This is a genomic window from Nocardia sichangensis (assembly GCF_047200615.1).
Classification (GTDB): Bacteria; Actinomycetota; Actinomycetes; order Mycobacteriales; family Mycobacteriaceae; genus Nocardia; species Nocardia sichangensis.
Map to the genome: position 1 here is coordinate 1 of NZ_JBJZOK010000053.1, position 25,759 is coordinate 25,759.

14 protein-coding genes, 3 pseudogenes and 1 other annotated feature are annotated in these 25,759 nt (G+C 61.8%); of the genes and pseudogenes, 8 read left to right on the forward strand and 9 right to left on the reverse strand.

Going from position 1 to position 25,759, the window contains the following annotated elements; genetic code table 11:
- Positions 1-260: 260 nt before the first annotated feature.
- Positions 261-557, reverse strand: a complete 297-nt coding sequence (locus ACL03I_RS37445; RefSeq protein ID WP_412808417.1) for a hypothetical protein — start codon at positions 555-557, stop codon at positions 261-263.
- Positions 558-1,077: 520 nt separating this feature from the next.
- Here ACL03I_RS37445 and ACL03I_RS37450 point away from each other — a divergent pair.
- Positions 1,078-2,094, forward strand: a pseudogene (locus ACL03I_RS37450) (IS110 family transposase); the annotation flags it as partial.
- On the opposite strand, the gene ACL03I_RS37455 reads toward ACL03I_RS37450, so the two are convergent.
- The 6 genes and pseudogenes from ACL03I_RS37455 to ACL03I_RS37480 form a co-directional block, all read right to left on the reverse strand.
- The gene (locus ACL03I_RS37455; RefSeq protein WP_412808402.1) at positions 2,007-2,732 is read right to left on the reverse strand and encodes an IS5 family transposase; all 726 of its coding nucleotides are present in this window, start codon (positions 2,730-2,732) and stop codon (positions 2,007-2,009) included. The pseudogene ACL03I_RS37450 and the gene ACL03I_RS37455 overlap by 88 nt on opposite strands.
- A gap of 371 nt (positions 2,733-3,103) precedes the next feature.
- Positions 3,104-4,651: an AMP-binding protein gene (locus ACL03I_RS37460; protein WP_412808403.1), complete on the reverse strand. Its 1,548-nt coding sequence runs from the start codon at positions 4,649-4,651 to the stop codon at positions 3,104-3,106.
- Positions 4,652-4,653: 2 nt separating this feature from the next.
- Positions 4,654-6,594, reverse strand: coding sequence for a fumarylacetoacetate hydrolase family protein (locus ACL03I_RS37465; RefSeq protein ID WP_412808404.1), 1,941 nt, complete (start codon positions 6,592-6,594; stop codon positions 4,654-4,656).
- A gap of 621 nt (positions 6,595-7,215) precedes the next feature.
- Positions 7,216-7,724: pseudogene (locus ACL03I_RS37470) on the reverse strand (transposase).
- On the reverse strand, positions 7,664-8,200 hold the full coding sequence (locus tag ACL03I_RS37475; RefSeq protein WP_412808405.1) for a transposase: 537 nt from the start codon (positions 8,198-8,200) through the stop codon (positions 7,664-7,666). The pseudogene ACL03I_RS37470 and the gene ACL03I_RS37475 overlap by 61 nt, the downstream one beginning before the upstream one ends.
- Before the next feature lie 965 nt (positions 8,201-9,165).
- The gene (locus ACL03I_RS37480; RefSeq protein ID WP_412808406.1) at positions 9,166-11,781 is read right to left on the reverse strand and encodes a LuxR C-terminal-related transcriptional regulator; all 2,616 of its coding nucleotides are present in this window, start codon (positions 11,779-11,781) and stop codon (positions 9,166-9,168) included.
- Between the two features lie 538 nt (positions 11,782-12,319).
- On the opposite strand from ACL03I_RS37480, the gene ACL03I_RS37485 reads away from it, so the two are divergent.
- The 3 genes from ACL03I_RS37485 (at position 12,320) to ACL03I_RS37495 (ending at position 15,660) form a co-directional block, all read left to right on the forward strand.
- Positions 12,320-12,880 carry a hypothetical protein gene (locus ACL03I_RS37485; protein ID WP_412808407.1) on the forward strand — a complete coding sequence of 187 codons (561 nt, stop codon included), beginning with the start codon at positions 12,320-12,322 and terminating at the stop codon, positions 12,878-12,880.
- A gap of 2 nt (positions 12,881-12,882) precedes the next feature.
- Positions 12,883-14,001 carry a Gfo/Idh/MocA family protein gene (locus ACL03I_RS37490; protein ID WP_412808418.1) on the forward strand — a complete coding sequence of 373 codons (1,119 nt, stop codon included), beginning with the start codon at positions 12,883-12,885 and terminating at the stop codon, positions 13,999-14,001.
- A 579-nt stretch (positions 14,002-14,580) separates the two neighbouring features.
- Positions 14,581-15,660, forward strand: a complete 1,080-nt coding sequence (locus tag ACL03I_RS37495) for a CaiB/BaiF CoA transferase family protein (RefSeq protein ID WP_412808408.1) — start codon at positions 14,581-14,583, stop codon at positions 15,658-15,660.
- Between the two features lie 243 nt (positions 15,661-15,903).
- Here the strand turns inward: ACL03I_RS37495 and ACL03I_RS37500 are convergent.
- Positions 15,904-17,068: pseudogene (locus tag ACL03I_RS37500) on the reverse strand (IS3 family transposase); the annotation flags it as partial.
- Positions 16,712-16,843, reverse strand: a sequence feature (AL1L pseudoknot). It overlaps the preceding pseudogene by 132 nt.
- Before the next feature lie 648 nt (positions 17,069-17,716).
- Between ACL03I_RS37500 and ACL03I_RS37505 the strand changes: the two are divergent.
- The 4 genes from ACL03I_RS37505 to ACL03I_RS37520 all read left to right on the forward strand — a co-directional run bounded on the left by ACL03I_RS37505 (position 17,717) and on the right by ACL03I_RS37520 (position 22,765).
- Positions 17,717-18,001, forward strand: a complete 285-nt coding sequence (locus ACL03I_RS37505) for a Clp protease/crotonase-like domain-containing protein (RefSeq protein ID WP_412808409.1) — start codon at positions 17,717-17,719, stop codon at positions 17,999-18,001.
- The gene (locus tag ACL03I_RS37510; protein ID WP_412808410.1) at positions 17,995-20,043 is read left to right on the forward strand and encodes an SDR family NAD(P)-dependent oxidoreductase; all 2,049 of its coding nucleotides are present in this window, start codon (positions 17,995-17,997) and stop codon (positions 20,041-20,043) included. The genes ACL03I_RS37505 and ACL03I_RS37510 overlap by 7 nt, the downstream gene beginning before the upstream one ends.
- A gap of 30 nt (positions 20,044-20,073) precedes the next feature.
- Positions 20,074-20,295 (forward strand): hypothetical protein, encoded by a 222-nt coding sequence (locus ACL03I_RS37515; RefSeq protein ID WP_412808411.1) that lies wholly within the window; start codon positions 20,074-20,076, stop codon positions 20,293-20,295.
- 1,210 nt (positions 20,296-21,505) lie between these two features.
- Positions 21,506-22,765 (forward strand): cytochrome P450 family protein, encoded by a 1,260-nt coding sequence (locus tag ACL03I_RS37520; RefSeq protein ID WP_412808419.1) that lies wholly within the window; start codon positions 21,506-21,508, stop codon positions 22,763-22,765.
- 979 nt (positions 22,766-23,744) lie between these two features.
- Here the strand turns inward: ACL03I_RS37520 and ACL03I_RS37525 are convergent.
- On the reverse strand, positions 23,745-25,529 hold the full coding sequence (locus ACL03I_RS37525; RefSeq protein ID WP_412808412.1) for a reverse transcriptase/maturase family protein: 1,785 nt from the start codon (positions 25,527-25,529) through the stop codon (positions 23,745-23,747).
- Positions 25,530-25,759: the final 230 nt, after the last annotated feature.

Genomic DNA, 25,759 nt, shown 5'->3' on the forward strand with positions numbered 1-25,759 from the left:
CGGTCCCATAACTGGCAAAACCTGCCGATCAAGTGGTCCCATCACTGGCTAACAGGATGGTCCCATGCTGCTGGCTAAACCAGCTCCGAGGTGGTCCCTTCCTCCTGGCAGCCGACAGCCTACGCGCTCCCATTTCGAAACTGGCCGGTTCGACATCAGCTCGTGGCACACCGGTTGGGTTCGACGACTTCACCGCAACTCACCTCGGTGGCCCGTGGTATGAGTTCACTGCTGTGTGGAATAGCTGACGTCCCCGCCTGTTACTGGGTTGTCCGATCGTCGTCAGGGCAGGACGCATCCGACAAGCGTCTCGTCCAGGCGATAACGGCATTCAAAACCACAGCAGCCCGGTAAACGACGGCAAGCTTGTCGTACCGAGTTGCCAGGCCGCGCCACTGTTTCAGATGACAGAACCGGCGCTCGACCACATTCCTGCCGCGATAGTCGACCGAATCGAACGCCGGTGGTCGGCCGCCGCGGGAGCCTCGTCGGCGGCGATGCCCTGCCTGATCGTCTGGCTCCGCGATTACCGCACCGATCCCGCGGCGTCGCAGCAGTGCCCGGTGGGCGCGGGAGGAGTACGCCTACTTAGCTGGTAACGACCAGCTTTCGGTAGCGTTCGACGCCTGCGTCAATCCTGGCCTGTGAGGCCGTGCGGGAGCGGTGTCCGGGAGTGATCGTTCGGCAGTTCGGCCGCGGCGAACGACGCATGGAATACGCCTGGGGCCAGACCCCTTTGACAAGACGTAGCGCGTCGTCGCGGCCGGACCGCCACCCCCGACTTGTTTGTCCGGCGACTCCTGCCACACCTCCGGTCCGGTGAGGCCTCGTGCAAGACCGCGAGCGTCGGCGGCAAATCCGGAAGTGGCTGGGCAGCTGATTCCACTGTTGTCCAGCCATTTTCGGGCGTTTCATTGATCGTGGTCCGAGCCCGTCCGCACGAACGAACACCTCGAAGACTGCGAGCTGCGAGCTCTCAAGGAGATCGGTGTCGTGCGGGTGCGCTGGGAGCGCGAACAACTCATCGGAGGCCAGCCCATCGAGGCTCGTAAGTAGGGCGTCGCGACTGGCCGAGCGGTCTATGCGATCAACCCGATGGCCGTAGCCCGTTACCGCGAACGCCACACGATGGCACGCGCCAAGTCCGATCATGCTGACGCGATGACCTTGGCCAATATTCTGCGCGTCGATGCGCACATGCACCGCCCGATCCCCGCGGACAGCGAACTTGCCCAGGCCATCGCGGTCCTGGCCCGCGCTCAGCAGGACGCCGTGTGGCGGCGCACCAAGGCCAGCAACGAACTGCGCTCGCTGCTGCGCGAGTACCACCCGATGTTTCTGGCCACCTTCGCTGACAAGTCCGCCACCAACCTCGCTAAACCCGAGGTCCGCGCCATCCTGGCCATCGCGCCGACCCCTGCCGCGGCGGCGAAACTGACCCGGGTCCGCGTCGCGGCCGCGCTGCGCCGGGCCGGACGCCAACGCGGCATCGACGCCTTGGCCGACGAGATCGTGGCCAAGCTGCGCCGTCCCGGCCTGCGCCAACCCGACCTGGTCGAACAGGCCATGGGCCGCCAGGTCCTCGCCCTACTCGCCACCCTCGACGCCGCCTGCACCGGCGCCGACGACCTCGAGCAAGCCGTCGCCGAGAAGTTTCGCACACACCCCGATCACGCAATAATCACCAGTTTCCCCGGCCTGGCCGACCTCACCGGCGCCCGCGTCCTCGCCGAAGTCGGCGACGACCGCAACAGATTCGCCGACGCCCGCGCGTTGAAGGCCTACGCCGGAACCGCACCCGTTACCCGCGCGTCCGGGCGCAGCATTTCGATCACCTTCCGCCGGATCAAGAACGACCGGCTGGCTGCCGTCGGCTGGGTCTGGGGATTCGCCGCCGGCAGCAACCCCGGCCCAGCCCGAGAGCACTACCTCAACCGCCGCGCCCACGGCGACCGCCACTCCGCCGCCCTGCGCCACCTCGTGAACAAGATGCTCGGCCAGCTCTACTACTGCCTCCAGAACCGGCGGGAATTCGACCCGCTCAAAGCCTTCGGACAGCCCGGTACACACGCCCCGCAACCCGCCGCAGCTTGACATTTAAAACCATCGGAGGTCTTGTCGCCGCGGACACGATCTGGTCGAGTACGGGGACGCCCACCATCTGCGCGCGGGACCCGCAGGTGCGCGAGCAGATGCCGAAAGGCAGGCGAATCACCCGACTGCCCCGGACTTACGAGCACCACCAGCGGTAGTCCGTGCCCATCGACGATCTGGTGGACCTTGGTCGAGAGGCCGCGACGAGAACGGCCGATCGCGCGGTCAGGCGGCTCGACATGCGGATTCGTGTAGTTCGACCCAGCCCCTGGGTGGCGGGTGATGTTCGTGGCGTGCTGATGAGCGCGGGCGATGGTCGATTCCACCGATACCGGCCAGTCGATCATCCCGGCCGCGTCCGCGACGGTGAGGAGCCGCTCGAGAATCCGATCCCAGGCGCCGTCACCGGCGAGGCGGCGGTGCCAGGTCCAGATCGTCTGCCACGGGCCGAACACCTCTGGCACGTCCCGCCACGCGATCCCACAGCGGTACCGGTAGACGATGCCTTCAACCATCAGCCGCGCATCGGAGAACGGGCGTCCGCGCCGTCCAGTACGAGCGGGCAGCAACTCCGCAATCGACTCCCATTGCGCATCCGACAACGCCTGAAACCGAGTCACCCAGACGTCTTCGTGCACAGGCGCTTACGGATTATCAGACATGCCCTAGCAACGACCCTGCTCACACGGATCGCCGGATGCTGGCGCCGCGGCGAACACTACGTCCTCCAGGATGTTGATGGCAGCCCGGTCACCCTCGACGAGGGTCGTGCCATTATCGCACAGCGATACACCGTCCCTGACGAAATCCGGGTCACACGTCGCACAACCGGCCGCGCGGGTGCTGCGACCTCACGAGGCACCGAGCCACACAACGCCGCAGCGAGAAGACTCCAACTGAGTTGACATCCGTTAGGAACTCAACGGTGCCGACTGCAAAGCAATCGACGTCGCGAACGCCCTCGCTCACGTGATGCATACTGTCGCCGTTGCGGTGATATCGCAGTGCTTCACGAATTGAAAGAATCGCGTAGCAAATGTTTCTTGACCTTGCCGACCGACGTTCTCGGAAGTGAATCGACGAATTCAAAATAGTCAGGCAACTTGTGGCGGGGAAGAAGTCCGGCACAGTGGCGCGCAAGATCCGCTGCGTCTATATCAGCGTCATCGCGTAGTACGACCACTGCTTTGATGGCCTCGTCTCGAATTGGATCTGGAACACCGACTACGGCGGACTCGAAAACTGCCACATGCTGGTTGAGTACCCACTCCACCTCTGCGGCCGCCACGTTCTCGCCAGAACGTTTTATCATATCTTTGACTCTATCGTGGAATGCCACGAAGCCGTTTGGGAGCGCTCGAACAAGATCGCCGGTGTGGAGCCATCCACCACGCAACGCGGTGATTGTAGCAATCGGATCGTGCAGATAGCCGGACATCAGGGTGAGGCCTGGTTCACCGCCCACGAGAAGCTCTCCCACCTCCCCGGGAGAGACATCTTCCCCCTCGCTGTCGACGATACGAAGACGCACTGCAGGTGTTGGAAGTCCCAGCGTCATGTTTTCGCGGTGGCCATACAGTGGGTTCATCAGCGGAGGCACCACAGTCTCGGTCATCCCATAGATTTGGATTAGCGCGCAGCCGAACCGGGTTTCGAATTCAGCAATCTCCCGGTCGGATAGATTCTGCGCGAAGAGAGTGGCTCGTAGCCGTTTGCCGCGAATCTCGCCGTTCGTTCGAGCGAGAATCATCCGTATTGGCGCTGCGAACAGGCTGGCGAGTGTCGCGCCGAGCCGCTCGGCTTGCGCAGGCCATCGCGAGGCCGAGAATCGATTAGTGACCGCCACCGACGCGCCAGCCGTCAACGCTGACATGGCACAGTAGTACTGGGCATTGGCGTGAAAAAGGGGCAGCGAAATCAGCCAGCGGTCCCCAGCTCTCAATCTAACATGTCTCGCAACTACGTAACCCGCCGCGAGATAGGCCGCGTGGGTTACAACCACACCTTTGGGACGACTCGTCGTGCCGGAAGTATAGAGCACCGCCAGAGGATCCTGCGGATCTACCTCCTCGTCGAGCTCGGGCACCGGGCCATGGGAGCGATTTTCGTAATCCGCCCCCACCACTGCGACGGCTTGTCCCGCCCTGCTGGCGGCGCGTACTACCAGCTCCTGTCGGGCGCCGCAAATGACCGCTCGGCATAAAGCGTGGGTGAATACATAGTCAAGGTCATCAACGCTGCTTTGCGGACTGACCGGCACCATGATCGCGCCTATACGTGCTGCCGCGAACCAGCATGCAAAGAACTCTGGGCAATTGTCCACCACCACCGCGAACCTATCTCCGCGGTGCACGCCGAGATCGCTAAGGACTGCCGAACCGCGGCGGCTCAGGTCGGCCGCCGCCGCGAAGTCGAGAGTAGTTATCACATCGTCATCGTCGAGGAACAGCAGGAACGGGGCGTCGGGTGTGTTCTCTTCCCAATACGACAGCAGCGACGCTACAGTTTGTGTGTCCGCAGGGATCGGCGCATTGATATTTCTTTCCGCAGCTGTCACTGTCATCTACCTCGCTTCCCATCCCATTCAGCCATCAGTGCGATCAGCTGAATTCTGGGGACTTCGGGGAGTTTCGGCTCGAGCTCGCGGTAGCGCTGATATACGTTGACCACGACTCGTTCTGCATCAAGCCAAGCGGTATACTCGGAGAGGTCGATGCTCTGCGCCGCTTCTACAAAGCTCAATCCGCGGGCATGGGCGCCATCGGCTTGCTCGACTATGTGTATGAAGTAATCGCGAACAGCGCGGATGCCGTCGGGATCGGTGACCGGTCCATGCCCCGGAACAACGATCGGCGCATCGAGCGCAATCATGGCGTCGCAGGCTTTCACCCAATTGGCGATAGGGCCGCTCCATACGATCGGTGTGCATCCGATGAACAGCAGATCGCCGCCGAATAACACACCCGCATCCGGAATGTGGACCACCGAATCAGCCGCGGTGTGGGCGGGGCCGAGGTTCAGCACGCGTACCTGACGGCCTCCAATGTCGAGGGTGAGTTCGATCTCGAACGTCTCATCAGGAAGACGAAGCCGAATTCCTCCGAAATCAAAGGGGCCGAACCGATCTCGAAGGTACGCATTCACCACCGGGCCGAGATCCATGAACTGCGTCGCCGCCGACATTTCTGGTGGTAGCTCGTGGTGCATTTCCTCGGCCGTCCCGCTGGCCGCGACAATCCGTACCGAATCAGCGAGAAGCTGGTTCCCGTGGGTATGATCGCCGTTCGAGTGCGTCAGTACCGCATGCGTGATCGGATCTCGCACGGTGAGTGGCTCCATCGTGCTCAGCATCTCCCTCGTGAGTGGAAGATCATAGAGCGTATCGACCAATAACGAGGCCCCTGAACCTGAGACCAGGCCGGCATTGCTCCACCCGTAACCGCCGTCGGGCAACAGCCACGCCCATACATTCGAGCCCAGATTATGAAGGCCTCTGGTGTACGGGATCAACGCGGGTGCCGAGTTGACCCTTTTCCTTCGTGGAGTCTGGTTCGGTTGCTTTCGCGGAGCAAGTAGATGTGGTTTGGCGGAGGCACGGATGGTTTGTCTGGTTTCTCCCAGACCATCCGCGCGTAGTGACACGACGTCTCCGTCGTGCAACCAACCACGAAAGCCCTCCATCTCGGCCAATGATAGGTGCTCGATCAAACAGCAGGTCGGGATCGTCCCCGAGCCGAAGACATCGCCTGGCAACAAGTTCACCCCACGCGAGGCATAGGAAATCACCTCAGCGAAGCTCCAGTCCATTTGGTCGGTGCAGCCACTTCCAATCAGTTCACCGTTGACGGTGGCACTGACGCTAAGGGCAAGTTTGCCGTGCTTGAAATATGGTTCGAGTTCGTCCGGAGTAGCCAGGAACGGCCCCAGGGTCGTGGCGCTGTCCTTGCCCTTGGCCTGCCCGATCGCCATTGGCGCTTCCCGAAGTTGGAGATCTCGTGCCGTCCAATCGCAGTACAAGGTGTAGCCGATGATATGGCTTTCGGCCTCCTCGGGAGTGAGGTCGCGCCCCGGTCGGCCGATGACTGCTCCGATCTCAAGTTCGAAGTCGAACCAGATGCTGCCCGGAGCGATCTGGACGTCCTCGTAAGGACCCACTACTGTGGCTGGCGAAGCGAAGTAGAAGGCAGGCATCTGGTACCAAGCATCCTTCAGTGCGCGGGTTCCGCCCGCCGCTTCCTGGCAATTGCGCAAATGGTCGAGAAAGCACAAGCAATCCCGCAGGGAGGGTGGTTGCGGGATCGGTGATCGCAACGTCGCCTCGCTAAGTGGCACAGATTCGTAGGGATTTTGCGCGGTCTCGATGCCGATTGTCCGCAGCGCTTCCGATCCCTGGGCGATCAGATCAATCAGTGTGCGGCCTGGCGCTAACCCGTGTATCGCGCCGTCGACCACCACACCGACACGGTCACCGTGCCCACTGTCGTATGTGACCCACTTCATAACACTCCTCCTTCTGCGCCAACCAACATATGACTAGCTGATCAGCTAGTCAATGCCTGAGCGGCAGATCGTTGGACACCTTGGTGCTACATGGAGATGGCCACGAGGAGCGCTGAAACTCGCTGAGAGCAATGCTCTAGGTTGAGTTTTAACCTCTGAGCTGGGTTTTATCCTGTTCGGCGGGGTCGTGGCCCGGCGTATTTGGATGGCTTCGGGTTGCTGGGTGTTTTGATATGCACGTCATAGCGGGGTGCCGGACGCTGGTAGCGGTGGCCAGCTGGTCGACCGAGTCTGGGGCGGAAGGGTTTCGGAGCGCTGGCGGGGCAGGCTGCTTTCCGGCGGAGGTGCCGAAAGCCTCGACGGACACGTGCTGATGTAAGGCGTTGTGGAGCTGCGGGTTTCTCCCACGGCCGCCGGATTTCGATGGTGAGTTCACGAGCTGGGCGTTGGCCGCCAGAAGCAGCCAGGTCCATCTGTCCGCAGCGGCGGGGTCGCGGGGTCTCGGGACGTTCCAGCCGAGGGCTTGTTTGAGCATGCGGAAGTTGTGCTCGATATCGAACTGCCGCAGAAATGCCTGCCACAGCGCATCGGCCTCGGGGCATCCAGATCTACGACCGAATGTCACAACCACACCGGCTTCGGGATGGCGCCACTGCGGAGCCGGTCGACGTCGAGGCGGATCACGGTGCCTTCGGACACCGGCACCTTCCCGACCGGGTCAGTCCAGGATGCTCGGTGAATAAGTCTGGGATGCAAGCGTTTCCATGACCGTGCTGTGTCCGGTCCATAGAGGCGGGTGTCGGTCGTGACGGCAGTGTCAGACTCATCCCAGGTCGCGGAATCACCGAAAACGAACTCGCCGCCGTGTCTCGGTGGTCGGCCGGTCGTCCCGGGCTGCCATGCGGGTGCGTGGCGGCGCCGGACCCGGTCCGACCGCATCCGGCCAAGCACGGCCACGGGCAAATCCGCCAGCAGGAACGCCAACGGAGCGCGTCGTAGCCAGCATCGACGACGATCCAGATATCCGGATCACCCGGCTGCCAGCGCCCGGCCGCGATCAGACTGCCGATCACGGTGCACAACTGGTCCGCGGTGACAGTGGCGGCGTCGTCACCCGGCGCCAGCCGCACCGCATCCAGTGGCGCGGTCCGGGAACTACGCCCCGATTCCAGGGGTACAGACGACCGAGTACGGACAGCCGGGAATCATCTTGGTGGGTGTACTTAGTGCGCCCGTAGATGTGACGCAGTATCCGCTGCGGGTAGGTATGCGCTTCCGGTCGCAGCCAAGACGTGATGTCCACCGCCAGAACCAGCCAGCCTTCCGCGGCCCGCGGCAGTGTCACCGAGACCAGTGCCCGGCCGCAACCGTGCGATGTCGATCCGACCCGCTCCAGTGCCGCATAGACGCTGCCGTGTCCCCGGCGATGCTCGCCGATCAGTGACAGCTCCGGCGGTGACCGCACTGGCCCGTCCGCGCACAACACCGCGTCCACCACATCGAATGCCGCGTCCGCCCGCCGGGGCAGGCACCGATACAACTCCTGCCGGAACACCCGACAGCTCCCGCCCGCAGCGCCGCAGCCGAGGTCGTGCACACTGTTCACCGAAACCCTTGGTCATCGAAAGTCTTTCTGCCGCAAGGAGGCATGAACAACCAAGGGCTTCACTCATGATCACCCGAGGTACTGAAAACCCAGGTCAGAGGTTAAACTCGAGCTAGGCCAGGTTAGGAAAGCTCGGACAAGGCCCCGAAGCGTGCTGTGCAGATCAAAAGGCACGGGCAACACTTCCATCACGAGTCTGGCCGAGACCCACGGAGCCTGGCTCTGCTATGCACGGCTATGGACGCTCGCTACGCCGAACCGCTCGAGATTCTGCGGCGTCGGGTCCCGCAAGTCGGCCGCGGTAGGGATCGATCAAGAAGCATTTCACGGTGTCGGGACCAGGTCGATCCGGCTAGCGCAATCCAGCAGCCTGACCGCAGTGCCCAGTCGTCCCCTCAGCGAACGGCACTGACCGCCGCTCTGGGAAGTGCGTTGTGACACGAGAACCACACCGACAGTTGTGACAGCAGCCGGGCCGCTGCCCGCCGGGTGAGTTCCCACGCCACCAACTGCACCTGACTGGTCAAGCACGTGGTCCGCCGCTGGTAACGTTCCAAGAACGCAGGGCACGTGCCGCCGGGCTGCAGGAGGGGCCGATGTACACAGCAAGATCGCAGCATCGCGTGCCCTTTCAGGAGCCCTCACACCACGACTCAGCGTCCTCCACGGCAACGACCTCACAGAATGTTGCTGATCTCCAGAGTGCAGGCAAGCGATCCGATCATGCGACTGGGAAGGACGGCGGACCTCCCCAACGTGTCGCATAGATCGACAGCGGTCAGCGGTCAGCCGGGATCGGCCCAACCGCTCCGACCGAACCGGCCATAAATCCTGCCATGCAGCGCATCGTATCCGGCCCAACAACCTCCACTACTACGCAGGTGCGCTCGCCGAAACGCGTACCCTTGCAGTACCAGCACAAGAATATACCGCGCCGCCGATGGCAAGAAATCCACTCAAATCACTCAATATGACCGTGGCCCGTAGCGCTTCTTACCAGATCTGAGTTGATGCTTCGTCGCCTCCGACCGCACCTGATCCATACTGTCCTCGGGAACCAGTTCGATTATGTCCTCGCGCGAGGAAATCACCAGTTTCCGTAGAATCGCTGCAATCTGTGCATCGATGGTTTTGGTGGATTTACCCCGCCTCGCGGCGATCGCGGTATTAGTCCATCCTGCCGCAGCCAACGTCGCTACCTGCTGTTCAGCGGTCGAGAGCTCATGCCAGCGAGACGCGCTTCCCTCCCGGGCTGGGTGGTCTATCGGCAGCCGATCCGTCAACAGTGTGCCGAGCGCTAGGCGCTGCACTTCTCCCTGTTCCGGTCGCAATAATGAACCCTGCCGGAGAGCGGTGGCGAATGCATCACGCCCGAGCACGGCACGAGCAGTGTCGGTTGCCCTGTCTATTTCGCCGGCCAGTGGACCCAAGTCGCCGATGCCGACTCCTAGTCGCGCTCTCAACGTCGTAGCCCCGCCCGCGAGTTGAGCAGTTTCGGTGGCCAATCTTCTGATATCAGCATGGTCAGATGTTCCAGTCGTGAGCATTGTTCTGATCAGCTGTGCCAACGAAAATATTCGCACATGTATCGCCCAGGACTCGCCCCACCGGTCGTGAACCGAAAACTGGTGCTCCAATGCGCTGTGCGCGACAGCCAGTGCTTCGGTCGGGCTCCCGTGCTTGGCCAACGCGATCGCTCGCGAAATCTCAGCCCAGGCCTTGGCCCACCGTGCACCGGAAACCGCGACCCGGCTGAGGTGACTCTCGGTGATTCGCAGCGCCTGCTCTGGTGATCCGACATAGCAGGCAGCCCACGCCTCCATGTCAGAACTCCAGGCCTCAGAACCCAAATCACCCGAACTAGAGAACTTTTCACGGGCTCGTGCGAACACATCTACAGCTCGCGAGTCCCGATGGACCATCAACAGTTTCACACCCCAAGCGAATTCAGCAGCAGCAGGCAGGCCGAAGTCGAGTTCCGGCGCCTTCCGCCAGTCCGCTGGAACCCCCGTTAGTTGGAGCGAGTCAGCAGAACATTCCGCGAGAATCCGCTCACCCCCCTCCGCATCACCCTGCATCACGCAGAACCATCCGATCATCGCCACGGCTTTGCACTGCAGGTCGGTCGGCAGCGGGATGAATGCGCGCGTCGCCCGAAGCGTGCGTTCAATCCAACGGCGAATTTCACGGGGCGAGCCTCTCGCGATCGGCATCAAGGCCAGGCTGACCGAGATCTCCAGGCCAAGTTTCGACTCACCCGAAGCCAGGCTTGTCTCGACCGCCCTCACAATATTATCCCATGCCGCGCGAATCCAATCCAGAAGCTCACCTTCCCGAGGGCTGAGCCAACTGCGTTGCGCCTCGACGACTTTGTCGCGGTAGTATCGGCAATGACGCAGAGTAAGCCGTTCCGGCTCGTTGGTATCGGCGACGGACCTTTCCCGCAATCTTTGCCAGGCGAATACTCGAATGCTCTCGAGTAGCGAGTACCGCACAGCGCTCGGCCTGATATGCGCGGTGACCAGAGACTGTTCGACTAGACGCCCCAGCACGCCCTCGACATGATTGGCCATTAGCTCGACAGTTACGTCACGACCTGCCGGTTGATCTTCATGTCGGGGGTCGTCAGCGCAGATTACCTCGATCGCTTCCAAATCAACGCCGATATCCCTAGCTGAGCCAGCGTCATCAGCGGGACAAGCGTCGTATCCTGCGGCGAAAACCGACATACGATCCAGCAGGAGGCGCTCCTGGTCTGTACAGAGATCGTACGACCACGCGATCGCATCCCGGATACCCCGGTGCCGGGTGTCCGCACCAACCTTGGGGCCATGCCCCCACCTCATCCGTGTATCAGTTTCGCCACCAGTTAGTTCTCGAACGATCACCGCCAAGGACTGCCGCAGCAGTTTCGCGGCTGCCAACCGGATGAACAAGGGGTTGTTGTTCATATGCCGACAAACGATGCCTGCCATCGCGATCTCCTCCATATCGACGATAGGGCGGCCTGTGAGTTCGGCACGTTGACGGAAAAGCGTCAACGCGTGTGATGGCGACAACGAAGGAACCGTCACTACATGCTCGTCTGTCCATCCCACCGGCTCGCGACTGGTCGCGAGGATCGTCAGTCCCGGTACCGCCTCCAGCAGTTCGACAATCAGCTCACCTGCACTGAGCAGCACATGTTCACAGTTGTCCATCACCAATACCGATCCGAGGTCGCGGCCTGCATAGTCGGTGGCTGACAACTTGTCGACCAGCGCATCCCATCCCGACCGCGGCGAGAAGTCACCAGCTACGACAGCCTCGATTACTTCTTCCTCGACTTCCGCTGCGCTGGCCCCCTTGTCCAGCCGCGCCAACCGCGCCCAGTACACGGGCGTCCGCCGGAGTTTTTGCAATCGCCGGACAGTCTCGGCCGCAAGCCGCGTCTTACCGATGCCGCCCGGTCCAATCAGGGTAATCAGCCGGGCAGAGGACAGCAGCAACCCGAAAATTCTGTCCAACTCAGGATCGCGGCCGACGAAATCATCCGTTGCCGCCGGGAGACCCGCAGCCCGCGCTCGGCGCTTCGCCGACATAGTCTTCAAGCCTAGCGTGTCGCGACACACGCCAAGCCGGGGCATCCCCCGTCTCGCATCTCAGCCCAAGACCTCACACGCCGAGCAGCTCGACCTGCCGCTACATGGCGTAACGAACAGCCCGAAGCCTGCAGGTTTTCTCGCTTTCACAGACTCGACAACGATCTTGCACACCGGGCAGCGAAAGAAGGCGCCGTCCACGGCCACGGCATCAAACTGAGTAAGACCCACGGCTCCATGCATCGCCGGAAGCCCATGCTGGCTGACAGACACCGGGCACCACTCTGTTTGCGGTCCTTCCGAGGGGCCTGAGGTTGACCCAACCCGGTCGCAAGTCATCGAATATTAACCGATATCGAGTTGCTCAGAAGTACATTTGCGCAGGTAAAGCCGCTTCTTCTTGACATAAAGTCATTCTCTGATAGCCTTGATCCGGCAGTCGGTTCAGCCTCGGGTACATCCGCCAAGCAGAGTTGAGTGCGCCAGGGCATACCGCGAACCCCCAGTCATCGACGTCATAAATCCAATGGAGGTCCTCATGGACACAGTCGCTGCAGAGACGTGGACAGTGGAGCGCCTACTGGCGCTCACCCAGCAAGAACTTGCCTTGCTGTTCGCTGCCCTCGACTCGCCGGATCGGGGCGAACTGGATGGCGAGTACGTCGGGCACATTCCGTTCCTGGGCTTGGAGGAGCAAGCCGAGCGCACTGTTCGCGCAATGATGTGCGATGAGCGCTCTGAACTTGGCTTCTGGCTCGGAAAGGCATTCTTCCCTGCGCCAGCCGGTATTGGTCAGGGTTACAACATCTGGCGCAAGGCGGGAGGGCAAATGGTGCGCCATCTACAGTTCGGCACTCACTTCGGGGAGTCACGGGCCGACCAGCGCGCAGCACTTGTAATGACTTATGGCACTTTCGACAATATCGCGGCCAATATAGGCCTGGTCGACGAGGTTCGGAGAGTGACTCCAGGCTTGTATCTCGGAGCAGGAACTATCGAGCAGGCTGACGGAAGTATTCAGATATTCGGATACTTCGTTCTCGCTGGCCCAAATGGCGCGTGGGTCGGCGTCGACGATAACGATGCGGAGGCTCGGTGACGATGTCTACTACAGGTCCGCTGTGCGTCGGATTGAGCGGTGCCGGACTTATCGCTCGTGATCATCTAGCCGCTTTCCAAGCCCTCGAAGACCGTGTTCGGTTGACAGCCATCTATGACGTAGACGTAGAACGCGCTCGATACTTAGCTTCTCTTTACAGCCCGGAGATCACCGTCTATGAATCTTACGCAGAGATGGTCAACTCCGATGAGATCGACGCTGTTGATCTGTGCACTCCGCATGATATTCACACCGCGCAGTCAATCGCGGCTGCTGAATCAGGAAAGCACATCCTTGTCGAGAAGCCCATGGCCTGTTCCGTCGAGGACGCGCATGCCATGGTCGAGGCCGCAGACAAAAGCGGCGTTGTGCTGATGGTCGGGCAAGTCCTTCGATATGTGCCATCCAATATCGAGGTTCGCCGCCGAATCGAAAGCGGCGAGATGGGACAGATCTGGTGGGGCCGGGCGGATAACTGGCTGCCCTACACCATCGCGGGTAGGGAGCCCCTCGGCGGAGGAGACTGGATGCGAGATGGCCGGCGTGCCGGTGGCGGCGCACTGGCATTGCTCGGTACTCATCACATCGACCTCTTCCGATATTTCCTCGGTGAGGTCGAGACCGTGTCCGCCCGCACATGGACCGGGCATCCACTCTACACCAATGGTGCCGAGGATCGAGCGGTCGCCACATTGACTTTTGCCAACGGTGCATCGATTGACCTGTGTACCAGTTACGTCAACCATGCCCCACACTTTGCACAATTCATGCTCTTCGGCGACCGCGGCTCGATATATACCGAGCTCCCCGACAATTCGGACAGATTCGAGACAGCTGCAGTGCAGCACCGCGCCACCGCTGCGATATGGACCGCGACCGACGAAGGCCAACAGTATCAAGGCTTTACGGCCGTCGAATCCGACGATACACCCGTCAGTAACCCCTTCATAAACGAGATTCGTCATTTTTGCGAATGCGTCCGGAACGGCGCGGAACCGCTCTCGAGCGGCCGTGACAATCTAGGAACCATGCAGGCGCTTTACGGTTGCTATGAGTCCGCAAGACGCGGTGTCGACATCGACCTCTACGAACTCTACGGCACCGGGCGGTCCCGCTACTGAGCAGAGTAGAGAATCACGCGGCCGTGCCACCTCGGCAGCAATATCGCTCCGAGGTCGCGGGCGAATTTCTCTGAGGACTTCCGACTTGTGATGTAATGATCCAGATAAGTCGGCTACCAGCTCGGAATGTGACATCGGGCACGTCGACGCTCAGGGCGCTTACTGGAATCCGTACGGGCGCCGGGCTACTTATTGCGAGCCTCCTGATCAAGATGGCCGTTCACGGCCGAGTACACGTTACAGTTTCCCGCCTCTGCGACATTCTTAATTCGCGGCGGAATCGAAGTGCGGTCGATATCGAAATTGGCGATCTTTGACGTAAGACGATGGTTGGATATAGATCATTATCGCTATCAATACCGGGTCGAATTGGGATCGCTCGCCAGCTCGGTATTTGAGCAATCTTCCCGCGCTTGACGGCTACATTACAGCATTCACTGCACCGCTAGCCGTCAGTTTTGATGCAGTAATTTCGGCCGCCAGGGATCCCTAATCCTCACCGAAAACATAACAGGGAATCACTCGGCAAATGGAGTTCGAAGTATGATCCAAAGCCGCGGTTAAGACAGAAGGTATGAAATGGTAGGACCACTTGAAAAGATTCGCGTCATAGAACTAGCTGGAATTGGCCCGAGTCCGCACGCGGGCTTGCTGCTGGCCGACCTCGGCGCCGATGTCGTCCGGGTGCAACGCCCGGGCCGTCTACCCGGAGGCGTCGACCGCCAGCAGCTGCGCAACCGCACTATCGTCGAGGCGAATTTGAAAGATCCTTCCGATCGTGAAGAAGTGCTCACGCTGATCGATAAAGCTGACGTCCTCATCGAAGGTTTTCGTCCAGGTGTCACAGAACGGCTGGGCATAGGGCCAGATGAGGTCTACGCGCGCAACCCGCGCCTGGTGTACGGCCGAATGACGGGATGGGGCCAGGCTGGCCCACTCGCCCCTCTCGCGGGGCACGACATCAATTACATCTCCATCACCGGAGTACTGCACGCGATCGGCCGCCAAGGCGAGCGGCCGGTGCCGCCGCTCAACATGGTCGGCGATTTCGGCGGTGGCTCGATGTTCCTGGTATTCGGCATCCTCGCCGCACTCGTGGAACGGCAGACCTCCGGACACGGCCAGGTAGTGGATGCCGCGATGGTAGACGGTGTCCTGGCACTTTCGCACATGATTTGGGGAAGGCGCGGAGGCGGCACGGGTCAGTGGTCCGACCAACGAGGAGTGAACCTACTCGACACCGGAATGGCGTTTTATGACACCTACGAAACCGCCGACAGAAAGTACATAGCTGTCGGCGCGATCGAACCCAGATTCTACGATGAGTTGCTCAAAGGATTGGGGCTGGATAACGAGGAGTTACCGCCGCAGTTGGATCCAGCCCGTCAGAACACGCTGAGGAGGATGTTCACCGAGCGCTTCAAGACTAGGACCCGCGAGGAATGGGAAACGGTCTTCACTGGAAGCGATGCCTGTGTGACCCCAGTACTCACGTTCGAGGAAGCCACGCGCAACCCCCACATAGCCGCGCGCGGCTCGTTGGTCGAAATCGACGGCGTGATTCAGCACTTCCCGGCACCGAGGTTCTCCCGTACACCGGCGGGCGTACCCGCGGCGCCGCCGTCCGCTGCGGTCCCTGCAGCCGACATCTGGCAGTAAGCCCTACAGTATGTCTCCCGATCCGGCGAGTTGCTCGGCTCCCCGCGCAGCATTCGCCGCTCCACACCACCTCGCGGCCATCGCCGCACATGGACCTCCGGTCGCTACTGACCGGGTTGCAGGGTCGCCAGCAGCCAGGGTCGCCGCAGCGTACGGCGTGATGACACTGAGGCAGGTCGCCGCCGAGCCCACCGCCTTTCCGTCCGAGTGAACCGTCCTGGTTCCGGTAGAGACTCGGGTTGAGGCCACCTCGGCTGAGATGGTCTGTTGATGGTAGAGGTGTTCGTATTCGGTCGGCGGTAGGTATCCGATCGCCGAGTGGAGGCGTTGGGTGTTGTACCAGTGCACCCACGATGCCGTTTCCCGTTCGAGTTCTGCCCGGCCGGTGAAAGGCGGGTGCCGGTCGATCAGCTCGGTTTTGTAAAGCCCGATCGCCGATTCCATGAGGGCATCGCCGACGCTGCTGATGGACCCGGCGATACCCGAGCCTCGCAGCGTTTCGGTGAAAGCCAGCGACGTATATTGCTTCCGGCGTCGGAGTGATGGACCAAACCTGTTGCGGTGAAACGAAAGTCGGCCCTCCGGCGGGTGGACAACGCTTGCTCGAGCACCGAGGTCACCAACGGGGTCGTCTTACTGGTCATCACCCGCCAGCCGAGGATGCGGCGTGAGTACACGTCGACGCAGAACGCGGTGTAGCAGAACCCGGCCAGTGTCGGGCAGTAGGTGAAATCGGCGACCCACCACTGATCCGGCCGAACCGGTTGCGACCAGGCCCGCCCGATCAGGTCCGGATGCCGCGCAGGCCGGTCGCGGTCGCGTTCTGTGGTGATCGTGTGGTGCGCCGCCCGCGCACGACCCCGTCGATCCCGGCCAGTCGCATCAGCCGCGCGACCTGGTCGCGGCAGATGTTGTGGCCGGCGCGCCAGAGTTTGCGTATCCCGTCGCCGCGCCGGTTGGCCGTCCACAGGTCGAACACCGCGTCGGCCGCGTGTGCATCAGCCCAGACCGCATCGCTGATGGCGCGCTTCTTCGTGGCGTAGTAGCTGGACGGGGCGATCTTGACCCCGTGCTCGGTGAGCACACGGCAGATCGGGTCGGCCCCGAACCGGTGGCGGTGAGCGTCGATGTAGTCGACGATCACCGCAGTCGGCGGTCGAGCTCCGCCGCTGCGAAAAACGCGCTCGCCGTCCGCAACGTCCGCAAATATCGGTGGCCCTCCGCAATTCGGCCACCTCGCGGCGCAGCGCCTTCAGCTCCTCGGACTCCCACACCGACGCCGGCACAGCAACGCGCCCACATGTCTGCGCGCCGCGGCCATCGACCCGCCGTACTCGCGGATCCGGTCCTGGTACATCCTCACCGCCCGAGCGCGAGCCTCCTCGTCGAACCTCCGTGACGCACCCATGACTGACAGTCTCCCTTGCTAAAACGGGAGCCCCCAACCAGCCCAGGACGGTTCATTGCGCTGATGGAGCGCTTCTTCTCCACATTGAAGTCCAAACTGGACTATCGCTAGGCCTGGCGGACCCGTGACGAGACCGAGACCGCACTGTTCGTCTACATCGACGGCTGGTACAACACCCAGCGCATCCAGAGGAAGCTGGCTGGCGATCACCCGACGAGTTCGAAGCCAGCTACCATCACCACGTCCCAGCCGGAACCTCGCAATTCGTCCACCAACATGCGGGAGACCTCAGATTGTCACCGCGACCTCGGCTATGCATTGATCCTTCGAACCGAAGTAGTGAGCTGCGGCTGATACCGACCTCTCTCTGATCGCTGCCAGGCTCGCGGAGGATCATGCCCGCGATGCGAGCAGAATGATCGCAGTTTTCGCCCAGATTCGCTCGAGTGGGCACATTGATTGCAGCTGACCGGCCCACCCGCGGCTGTTGTCGACGAGGTCGTCTGCGCCTAGCGGTACATCTGGGCCTGCGGCGGTTCCACATCGTAGTATCGCAAAACTTGCTAGTTAGCCAACTAGTATCTAGTGTAGTACCTGGGTGACCCTCACCATGGACGTTCTGCCCTAGCCAAAACAAAGGAACGCTTCATGACCGATGCCGCACAGGGCGTGATACTCACCGAGCGCAAAGTCGGACGGCCGAGTGTGCTACTGACCACGATCAATCGCACTGAACGACCAAGCGTTCGACGGTGCCGCAGCGCAGGCGATGGTGTCGGGCGTGTCGGCTTCGAAGCCGACAATGACCTGCAGGCCGCGATCATTGCTGGCGTCGGGCCGACGTTCTCGGCCTGTCGAGACCTGAAAGCCAGAAGGAATTCGCGCTTCCATCGAGAAGCGCGCGCCGCGATGGGAAGGCTGCTGACATGCTGATCACCCCCACCCCGAGCAGCAAGCTGCTCGATGGAAAGACCGCGATCGTTGCCGGGGCGGGCAACGGCATCGGTCGACCGACCGCCGAGGCGCTCGCCGACATCGTGGTTGCAGACATCGACGGCCACCTGGCGCAGGAAGTGGCCGACGAGATCGGCAACAACTCGGCTGCCTTCGCTGGGGACCGGACCGATACCTCGGTCCCGGACGCGTTGGTCGAGTTCGCCATAGGGGCCGGTGGGTGGATCGACATCATCGTCAGCAGCGCCGGAGATTTCTGGGATGCTCCGCTGCACCGCATGACCGACGAGCAGTTCCAAACGATGATCGATATCCATCTACTGGCGCCGTTCCGGCTATGCCATGCACCAGCACCATACTTCCGCGACGCCGGACGGGGGGAAGCCAAAGAAGGAACCCCGCGCTACCGCAGAATCGTAAACGTCACCTCACTGGCTGCAAGCTGCGGTATCCCCGGTGCGGTGAACCACGCCGCTGCGAAGGCGGTTCTGATCGGTCCGACCATGATGCCGGCCAGAGAGTGGGGTCCGTCGACCGTGAACGTCAACGCCGTCGCGTTCGGTGTGATCCAGGAAGAGTTCGGCGCACCGCAGTCGGCTCTGCAAACCATCGTGGTTGGTGGACGCGAGGTCGCCCTCGGCGTGCCCGACAAGATGCTGGCCGCCAGGGGTCCCGCTCCGCCCGAAGAGTCTCACTGGTGCCGGGCTTGGAGACGTTGCCGACCTCCGGCACTGCTGGTCAGCCCACAGAGGAACCTTCTCTGTCGGCCATCTTCGGAACACCTCGACCGCTACGCGGCGACGCCCGATCAGGCGGTGGCGGTGGGGGTGGCGGTGAAGAACTTCGCCATTGCCGCGTTGAACCCCAACGCCCAGCGCCCGAAGGCCCGCTCTGTTGAGGAAGTGCCCGCCGGGCCGACGCCGGCGGGACCACTGCCCCGCGTGAAGTGCTGCCCGATCGGTGAGGGCGCGGTGATGGTGGTCGTCGTCACCGACGACGCGATCGACATGCTCGGGCTGGATCGATCCCGATGTCCGCGGGTGCTGTCGTCGGTGCTGCGCAGCGAAGAGCTCTTTGGCACACGAAGCTTCGACGCGCAACTGACCCGTGGTACGGCGACGGCCACCTACGAACACGCCGGGATCAGCCCGCAAGGTCTCGACGCGGTCGAGCCTCACGACGCCTTCACCATCGAGGAGTTGCAGTACGTTGAGGTAACGGCGCTGGTCGACGAAGGCACACACGGCGGCGGACAAACCCGTCATTCGTGGCGCCGCTCGGCGCAGATCCTTTACCATGACGGTTACACTGTCGCAACCTTCGATGCGCGTAGTAGCGGTGCGAGTGACTGGTCGCCCCCCGCCAGGTCCGCCTGCGAGGATCTCGCCGGTGATGTCGCGCGGGTGATGATGCAACTACGCGAACGCACTGGGATGCACAGGTCCGATGTTGTAGGGGCGTCTGTGGGTCGAGCGGTCGGCAGCATGATGACCCTGGCGTCCGATCCCGGCGTCTGGCTTCGGCACTCCTGTTTGTCGATGTCACCCCTAAGGTCGAAGTCGAAGGCATCGAACGAATCCGGCGTTCCTCTAACTCGGCGCCGGATGGATTCGACAATCTCGTCGCGATCGCTCGCACGGTGTCCGGCACACAACCCGAATCGCAGGACATTTGGCGACGTCGACGAGTTGCAGAAGAACCTGCGTCGCGGCGCCGACAGCCGCTGGTACTGGCAGCGGACCTCACGATTTTTCCGAGTATGGGACGATATCACCGCTGCGGCCCTGCAGTACATCCTCAAGCAGGCCGCGCGACGGGCGAGTATGCCCACCTTGCAGATTCGCGGCACAGCATCCGATACTGCCACCGATCACGGTGTCCAGGCCTTGCGTAGTCTCATACCCCACGTCGAAGTCGCCAATGTCGTCGGCGCCGAGCACATGGTGGTGGGCGATCTCAACGATGTCTTCGCAGCTTGTGTCGTTTCTGTACCGGCTCCAGCGCCATCCGGAAAAGATTGACACGGAAATGCCTGGGAAGGGTGACCGATCATGACCACCGGAGGATGGTTCCCGCCCGAAGGTGATGTTCACGTGCGAATTTGGCTGGCCGACATGGTCTTCGACTACACAGCCACCACTGCGGCAGTACGCAACTTGATCCATGATTGGAGAAAAAGGCATTGGTGCACAATCGAATTGATACGTCACACCATCGAGGACTGTGGGTTGCTGCCGCGCCTGCCGTGCGAACAACTGTTTCTTGGACCGTGACCAGCGGTACTACGACGACAGTAAGTCAGGCTGATCAGCGGGCTGCGCTCACGCCGTTGTGTCGCAGGAAGCTCTGCGGTATGGCGCCAAGGTTCCGAACCAGTCTACCAGCTCTTCCGGACATAACATCAGCAGAACGCACGTCAACGGCAGCCGTTGCCCTCGCTTCCAAGGTCGGTTGGTTCAGTAGGGTACAGGTGTCGCTATGCAGCGACATAACTGATAAAGGCATCGCCTTCAGGTAACGCCTCCACAGCGGTGAAACGGCTGGTCCGCTCGACCGAAGTTGCGGCGGCCGACGGTGGAGATCCAATGAGAGTTCACGCCGCCACGTCGCTGGCACTGGAGAAGGCGTCATGAACCTCCCGGTTCGTGTTTTCGCCCTAATCATCTGTGCGATCGCTACTCGCATTCATCTTCGGGCTGTGTCGCCATCCTGCACATATTAAGAAAGGCCGCGACGGCGAGTCACGATCTCTGCTGGGTCCGCCACCGCCGCTCCAGCACTGAGGGTCGGTTGCGTCCTGATGGATGTGATTGCGGAGATGCCCTGAACGCGGGCGGTGGCCCTGACGAGGCGCCCGACGGGAGGTGCCGATAGCAACCGTTATCGGCGGTCAGGGCTACGCCAGTCGGCCCCTCTCACCTGCCGAAACGGCCTGTCCGCCAGCCCAACACCCACTCCTGCTGACATCCACCGCAGAGCTACCCACCCATACCCACCACACTGGAGGCACCATGTCGACACGCGTAGGCAGCATCTACGCCGAACTCTACGACGCACGATTCCAACGCGGCCTCGGCGGCGCACAAACCGGATTCATGTCACTCCGCGACGCGGCCTAACGCGCCGCGGCCGAAGTCGACCGATCATTCGCCAACGATACGGCAACCATTGAAAAGGATTGTATTATCGCCCTACGTGATGGGAGTTGACCACTCCATCTCGCGGTGACAGCGGCATACCACAACGATGTCGCAGATCGATGCAGAGCCGCGATCAATCAACAGCCCAACGTGACGTTCTGGAGAGAAAGCTGTAAAGTCAGCTTAAAGGATTAAATCAAACCTCAGCCCGCTCAGGCGAAAATATGACTCAAGCGTCTTCTCGATGCGCTCCGCCGCAGCCATGTGTTCCCGCAGGGATGCTCTTCACCGATATTTTGCAACTTTGTTCGGAGCCAAATCTGTGACCACACCACCAGCACCGATGCCCATGCCCGACACCTCCACTTCCCAAATCGGCCCCGTCCAAGGTTCGCCCGTCAGTAGCGATCCGCCTCAAGTTTGTCTGCGCAGCCGAAAGTTCGCCGCCGACCCACACAGCGGCTACCGCCAGATGCGCCGACAACACGGTTCGCTGGTTCCAATGGAGTTGGCTCCAAATGTGCCCGCCACCTTGGTGATCAGCTACCGCACGGCATTGCGAATCCTCAACGACCCCGAGCACTTTCCCGCTGACCCCCGGACCTGGCAACAAAGCATCCCTAACGACTCCCCCGTCAAGCCGATGATGGAATGGCACCCGAACGCCTCCCGCAACACGGGCGAAACGCATGCCCGGTATCGGCAGACATACACAGCCAGTATCGACGGGATCGACCTACACACGCTGCATTCGAAGGTCGAGAAGATCGCTGTACCGCTGATCAGCAGCTTCTGCGAGACTGATTCGGCCGACTTGGTGTCCGAGTACGCATTTCCGCTCGTTTTCGAGACCCTCAACCAACTTGTCGGCTGCTCGACGGACCTGGGGCACCGCGTCGCAACCGAAATGGCAGCGATCTTCGATACCGTCGAGGCTATCCACGGCATGCGGACACTCAGCGAGGCGCTGATCGAGTTGATTCAGTTGCGGCGCGCTGAGCCAGCGGACGACGTCACCTCGCGGCTTGCTCACCATCCTGCCAACCTCGACGACACCGAGGTGCTCTCCCAGTTGATCAGTTTCTACGGTGCCGGCATAGAACCGCAGCAGAACTTGATCACCAATACCCTCTTGCTGATTCTGACCGACGACCGTTTTGGGGGTGATGTGCTCGGGGGAAGTCTGTCGACGCGAGACGCATTGGATGAGGTGCTATTCAACGACCCGCCGCTGGCAAATCTCTGCGCAACCTATCCGCGACAACCGATCCTTCTAGACAACACCTGGTTACCTGCCCACCAACCGGTACTGATCAGCCTGGCCGCATGCAACAATGACCCCGAGATCCGTGGCGGAGACCATACTGGGAATCGATCCCACCTGGCATGGAGCGCCGGACCGCACGCCTGCCCTGCCAAGTCCGTTGCGTACCTGATCGCTCAGGAGGCCATCGAGCAACTTCTCGACGCTCTTCCAGAGATACGACTGGCCGTGCCCCCAGAAGAGCTGGTATGGAGACCAGGACCTTTCCATAGGGCAATGACGAAGTTGCCGGTCATATTTCCGAAGTCACCCCGATGGATGCCGCGAAGGCCCACCTGATGCGACACAAACCGACGAAGCCTACGGACACAGACATAGACATAGCCGAGCCGTCGTCACGTGACGTCGATCGAGAGATCGTTTACCCCACTGAGAGCGCTTGAGCTTCAGATCTTGGAGTTCCTACAGCAGCGCTGCAACGGCGCAGGGTCTGCGCATCTCGTGCGCTCGATAATCCGCCGCGCCCCAAGGCGTTGGGAGGATTCGGTGCCATCGCAGACATGCGGGCGTCGATCCCGTGGTCTTGCACCGTGTCGCCGCAGTTCGGTCGTATCGCATGCGTTGTCGGCGTGCAGCTCGCCGAGTTTGCCCTGACGGTGGACCCTGCCGCGAGCTGGTGGCTGGGACCGCTTTCGACCAGCGGCCGCAGCGCCTCGGCGTCGTTCGTTGGTGTTAGCGGCCGAGATATCCACCGAGAGCGGGGCGTCTCCGCACAGTCGGACATGACGCGGACCTCCGGGCCGAGCTTACCGCCATCGACCGGGCGGACCATCAAAGCTTCCGCCTTTCGCCCGCCTGTCGACGCTCTTCGAAATGTGGCTCTGGCACACAGTTGGTGATTGACCCATGTGGGGATGTGTTGAGGCGCATTGGGGTCGGGTGCACAGCCGCTACCGGCGCCGTTTGGCCGACGCGGCGATCACTGGCCGCGAGGTCGTCATCGTGCTGCGGGTCCGGCGCCAGTTCTGCGACAACACCAGCTGCCATGACCGAGCTGCGATCAAATGCTCAAACGCCAGATGTTCGGCCGCGCGAACCCAGACCTGCTCCGCAAACGAATCCCGCCCAGCTACTGGCGACCTCCCGATCGCTGAGTAGGCCCGGGGCGCGGTTGCGGGATTGCTCCTGCCCCGTTTCCCCGGACCTCTCGCCGAGTGAAGTGGGCCGCCGACGAGGTGCCCGTGGCTCGGGTCCTTTTCCGACGGCCTCTTCCCGAACCGGACAGGCGGGGTTTCCCCGCATCCGGCTCTCCAGTGTTCTATTTCCGGGTGGTGGCAGTGGCCCGTCCAGCGTGGATGTCCTGGTGGCAGGTGCGGCAGACGACCAGAGTCTTGCGTCGCCGTTTGGCCATCAGGCGAATCCATGCTGGGCGGTCGGGCCGCCCTGGCTTGTCGAGGTCGGCGAGTTTGCGCACGTGATGGACTTGTAGTCCGGTGGGCGACTCGCAGAGCTCGCACTTTTCGGCAAGGAGACGGTGGATCAGCTCGTTGCGGTTGGCGGTGGCCAGGGGCGGGTTTCGATCGACAATGATTGCGGTGCGTTGCCGTGCGAGCGGGATGCCGCCGAAGCGGGCGATCAGCGCTTTCCTGTCCTCGCGTGCGACGGTGACCTGGAAGCAGGTCCGGGGTCCGTCACCGGTGTCGATGGTCGTCTTGTATTTGCGGGCCATCTTGGTGACGGTGGACTTGTGCTTGCCGGCCAGGGTCTTGAGCATCGAGGTTTCCATGACCCACTGCAACCGCTGCAAACGGAAGATGTCCTGGGCCATCAGGTAGTACTGGACGAACCCGCGGTATTCGGACCCGTATGTGGCGACGATGGTGAAGTCGTCGTCGAACAACAGCGGCCCGCGTTGCGCGGGTTTGCCTTTGCTCATGTAGCGGGCGCATCGTTCCCGGATCACGGTCTTGGGCACGAACAGGCCGATCGCGCCGTTGACTGCTCGACGGTGTCGAGTGATCTTGTCATCGGCGTGTTGGGTCCTGATCTCGTAGCCGAGGAACCGCGCCGCCTGGCTGGTGGCGTGGGTGATCAACGTCTTGGGTTCGGACAGTTCCAGCTCGAGTTCCTCGCGCAAGAACGCCCTGATCTTCGACTTGATCTGTTCGGCTTCGTGTTTGGGACCGGCGAACCCGAGCAGGAAGTCGTCGCAGTAGCGGACATAACGCAGCCGCCGGTATCCGGGATCACCGGGGTCCTGGCTGGGCAGGGTGCGGCGTTCCGACCGGAGCCGACGCACCGCCTCCCGGTTGCCGTGCCGGGTTTCCCGCGCGATCTCGTTAGTGACGTGCTGGTATGCCGGGTTGCTGCGACGACGTGTGCCCTGGGTGTATTCCGGTATCAATTGCTGTTCCACGAACCGGTCGAGTCGATCCAGATAGATGTTGGACATGACGGGCGATGCGATACCGCCTTGTGGCGCGCCGGAAAGCGTTGCATGCCACTGCCAGTCCTCCAGATACCCGGCTTTGAGCATCCGCTCGATCAGTTGCAGGAACCGGCCGTCGTGGATGTGTTCCGACAGCGTCGCGAGCATGACCTTGTGGTCGAGAGACCCGAAGCAGTCGGATATATCACCCTCGATGAACCAACGTGTTCCCTTCCAGACCGACACCACCTCATCAAGAGCGGTATGGCAGCCCCGGCCCGGCCGGAAGCCATGCGAGTGGTCGGAGAACCGGACGTCGTAGTACGCGTCGAGCAGCATGCGCACTACCTCCGCGACGATCTTGTCCGACCACGGTGGCATACCCAGTGGGCGTCTACGCCCATTTTTCTTCGGGATATACACCCGCCTGGCCGGAGACCACCGATACGACTCACGCCGCAACGCGTCGGTGATCGCCTCGATCTTGGCCAGGGACATGCCGTCCACGGTTTCCCCGGTGACCCCCGGCGTCATCGCTCCTTCGTTGGAATAGATGCGCCCGTAGGCCAATAGGAACAGTTCCTTGTTGAACAGCTGCCGATACAACTGCTCCAACGGCAGGCCACGCCTGCCGCGTTCCCGAATGACAGCGAGGACCGTTTCAGCGTCCTGCATTTCGCATACCTCCCGGTCATCACCATCGAAAACACCTGTGTCCCTTCGCCCTGCGCTCCGGCTTTCCCGGGCTCCTCGGCGAGGCGTTACTCCCGCGACTACTACGAACACTCCGTCGCCATAGGGCTCGCACCCCGTAGGCGATCCCGTGGTACGTCTGCGTTGCACGTCCGAGCACGACGTAGGCCGCCCACTCATCCCCTTGCCCACCCTCACCGGGTGGTGCCGCA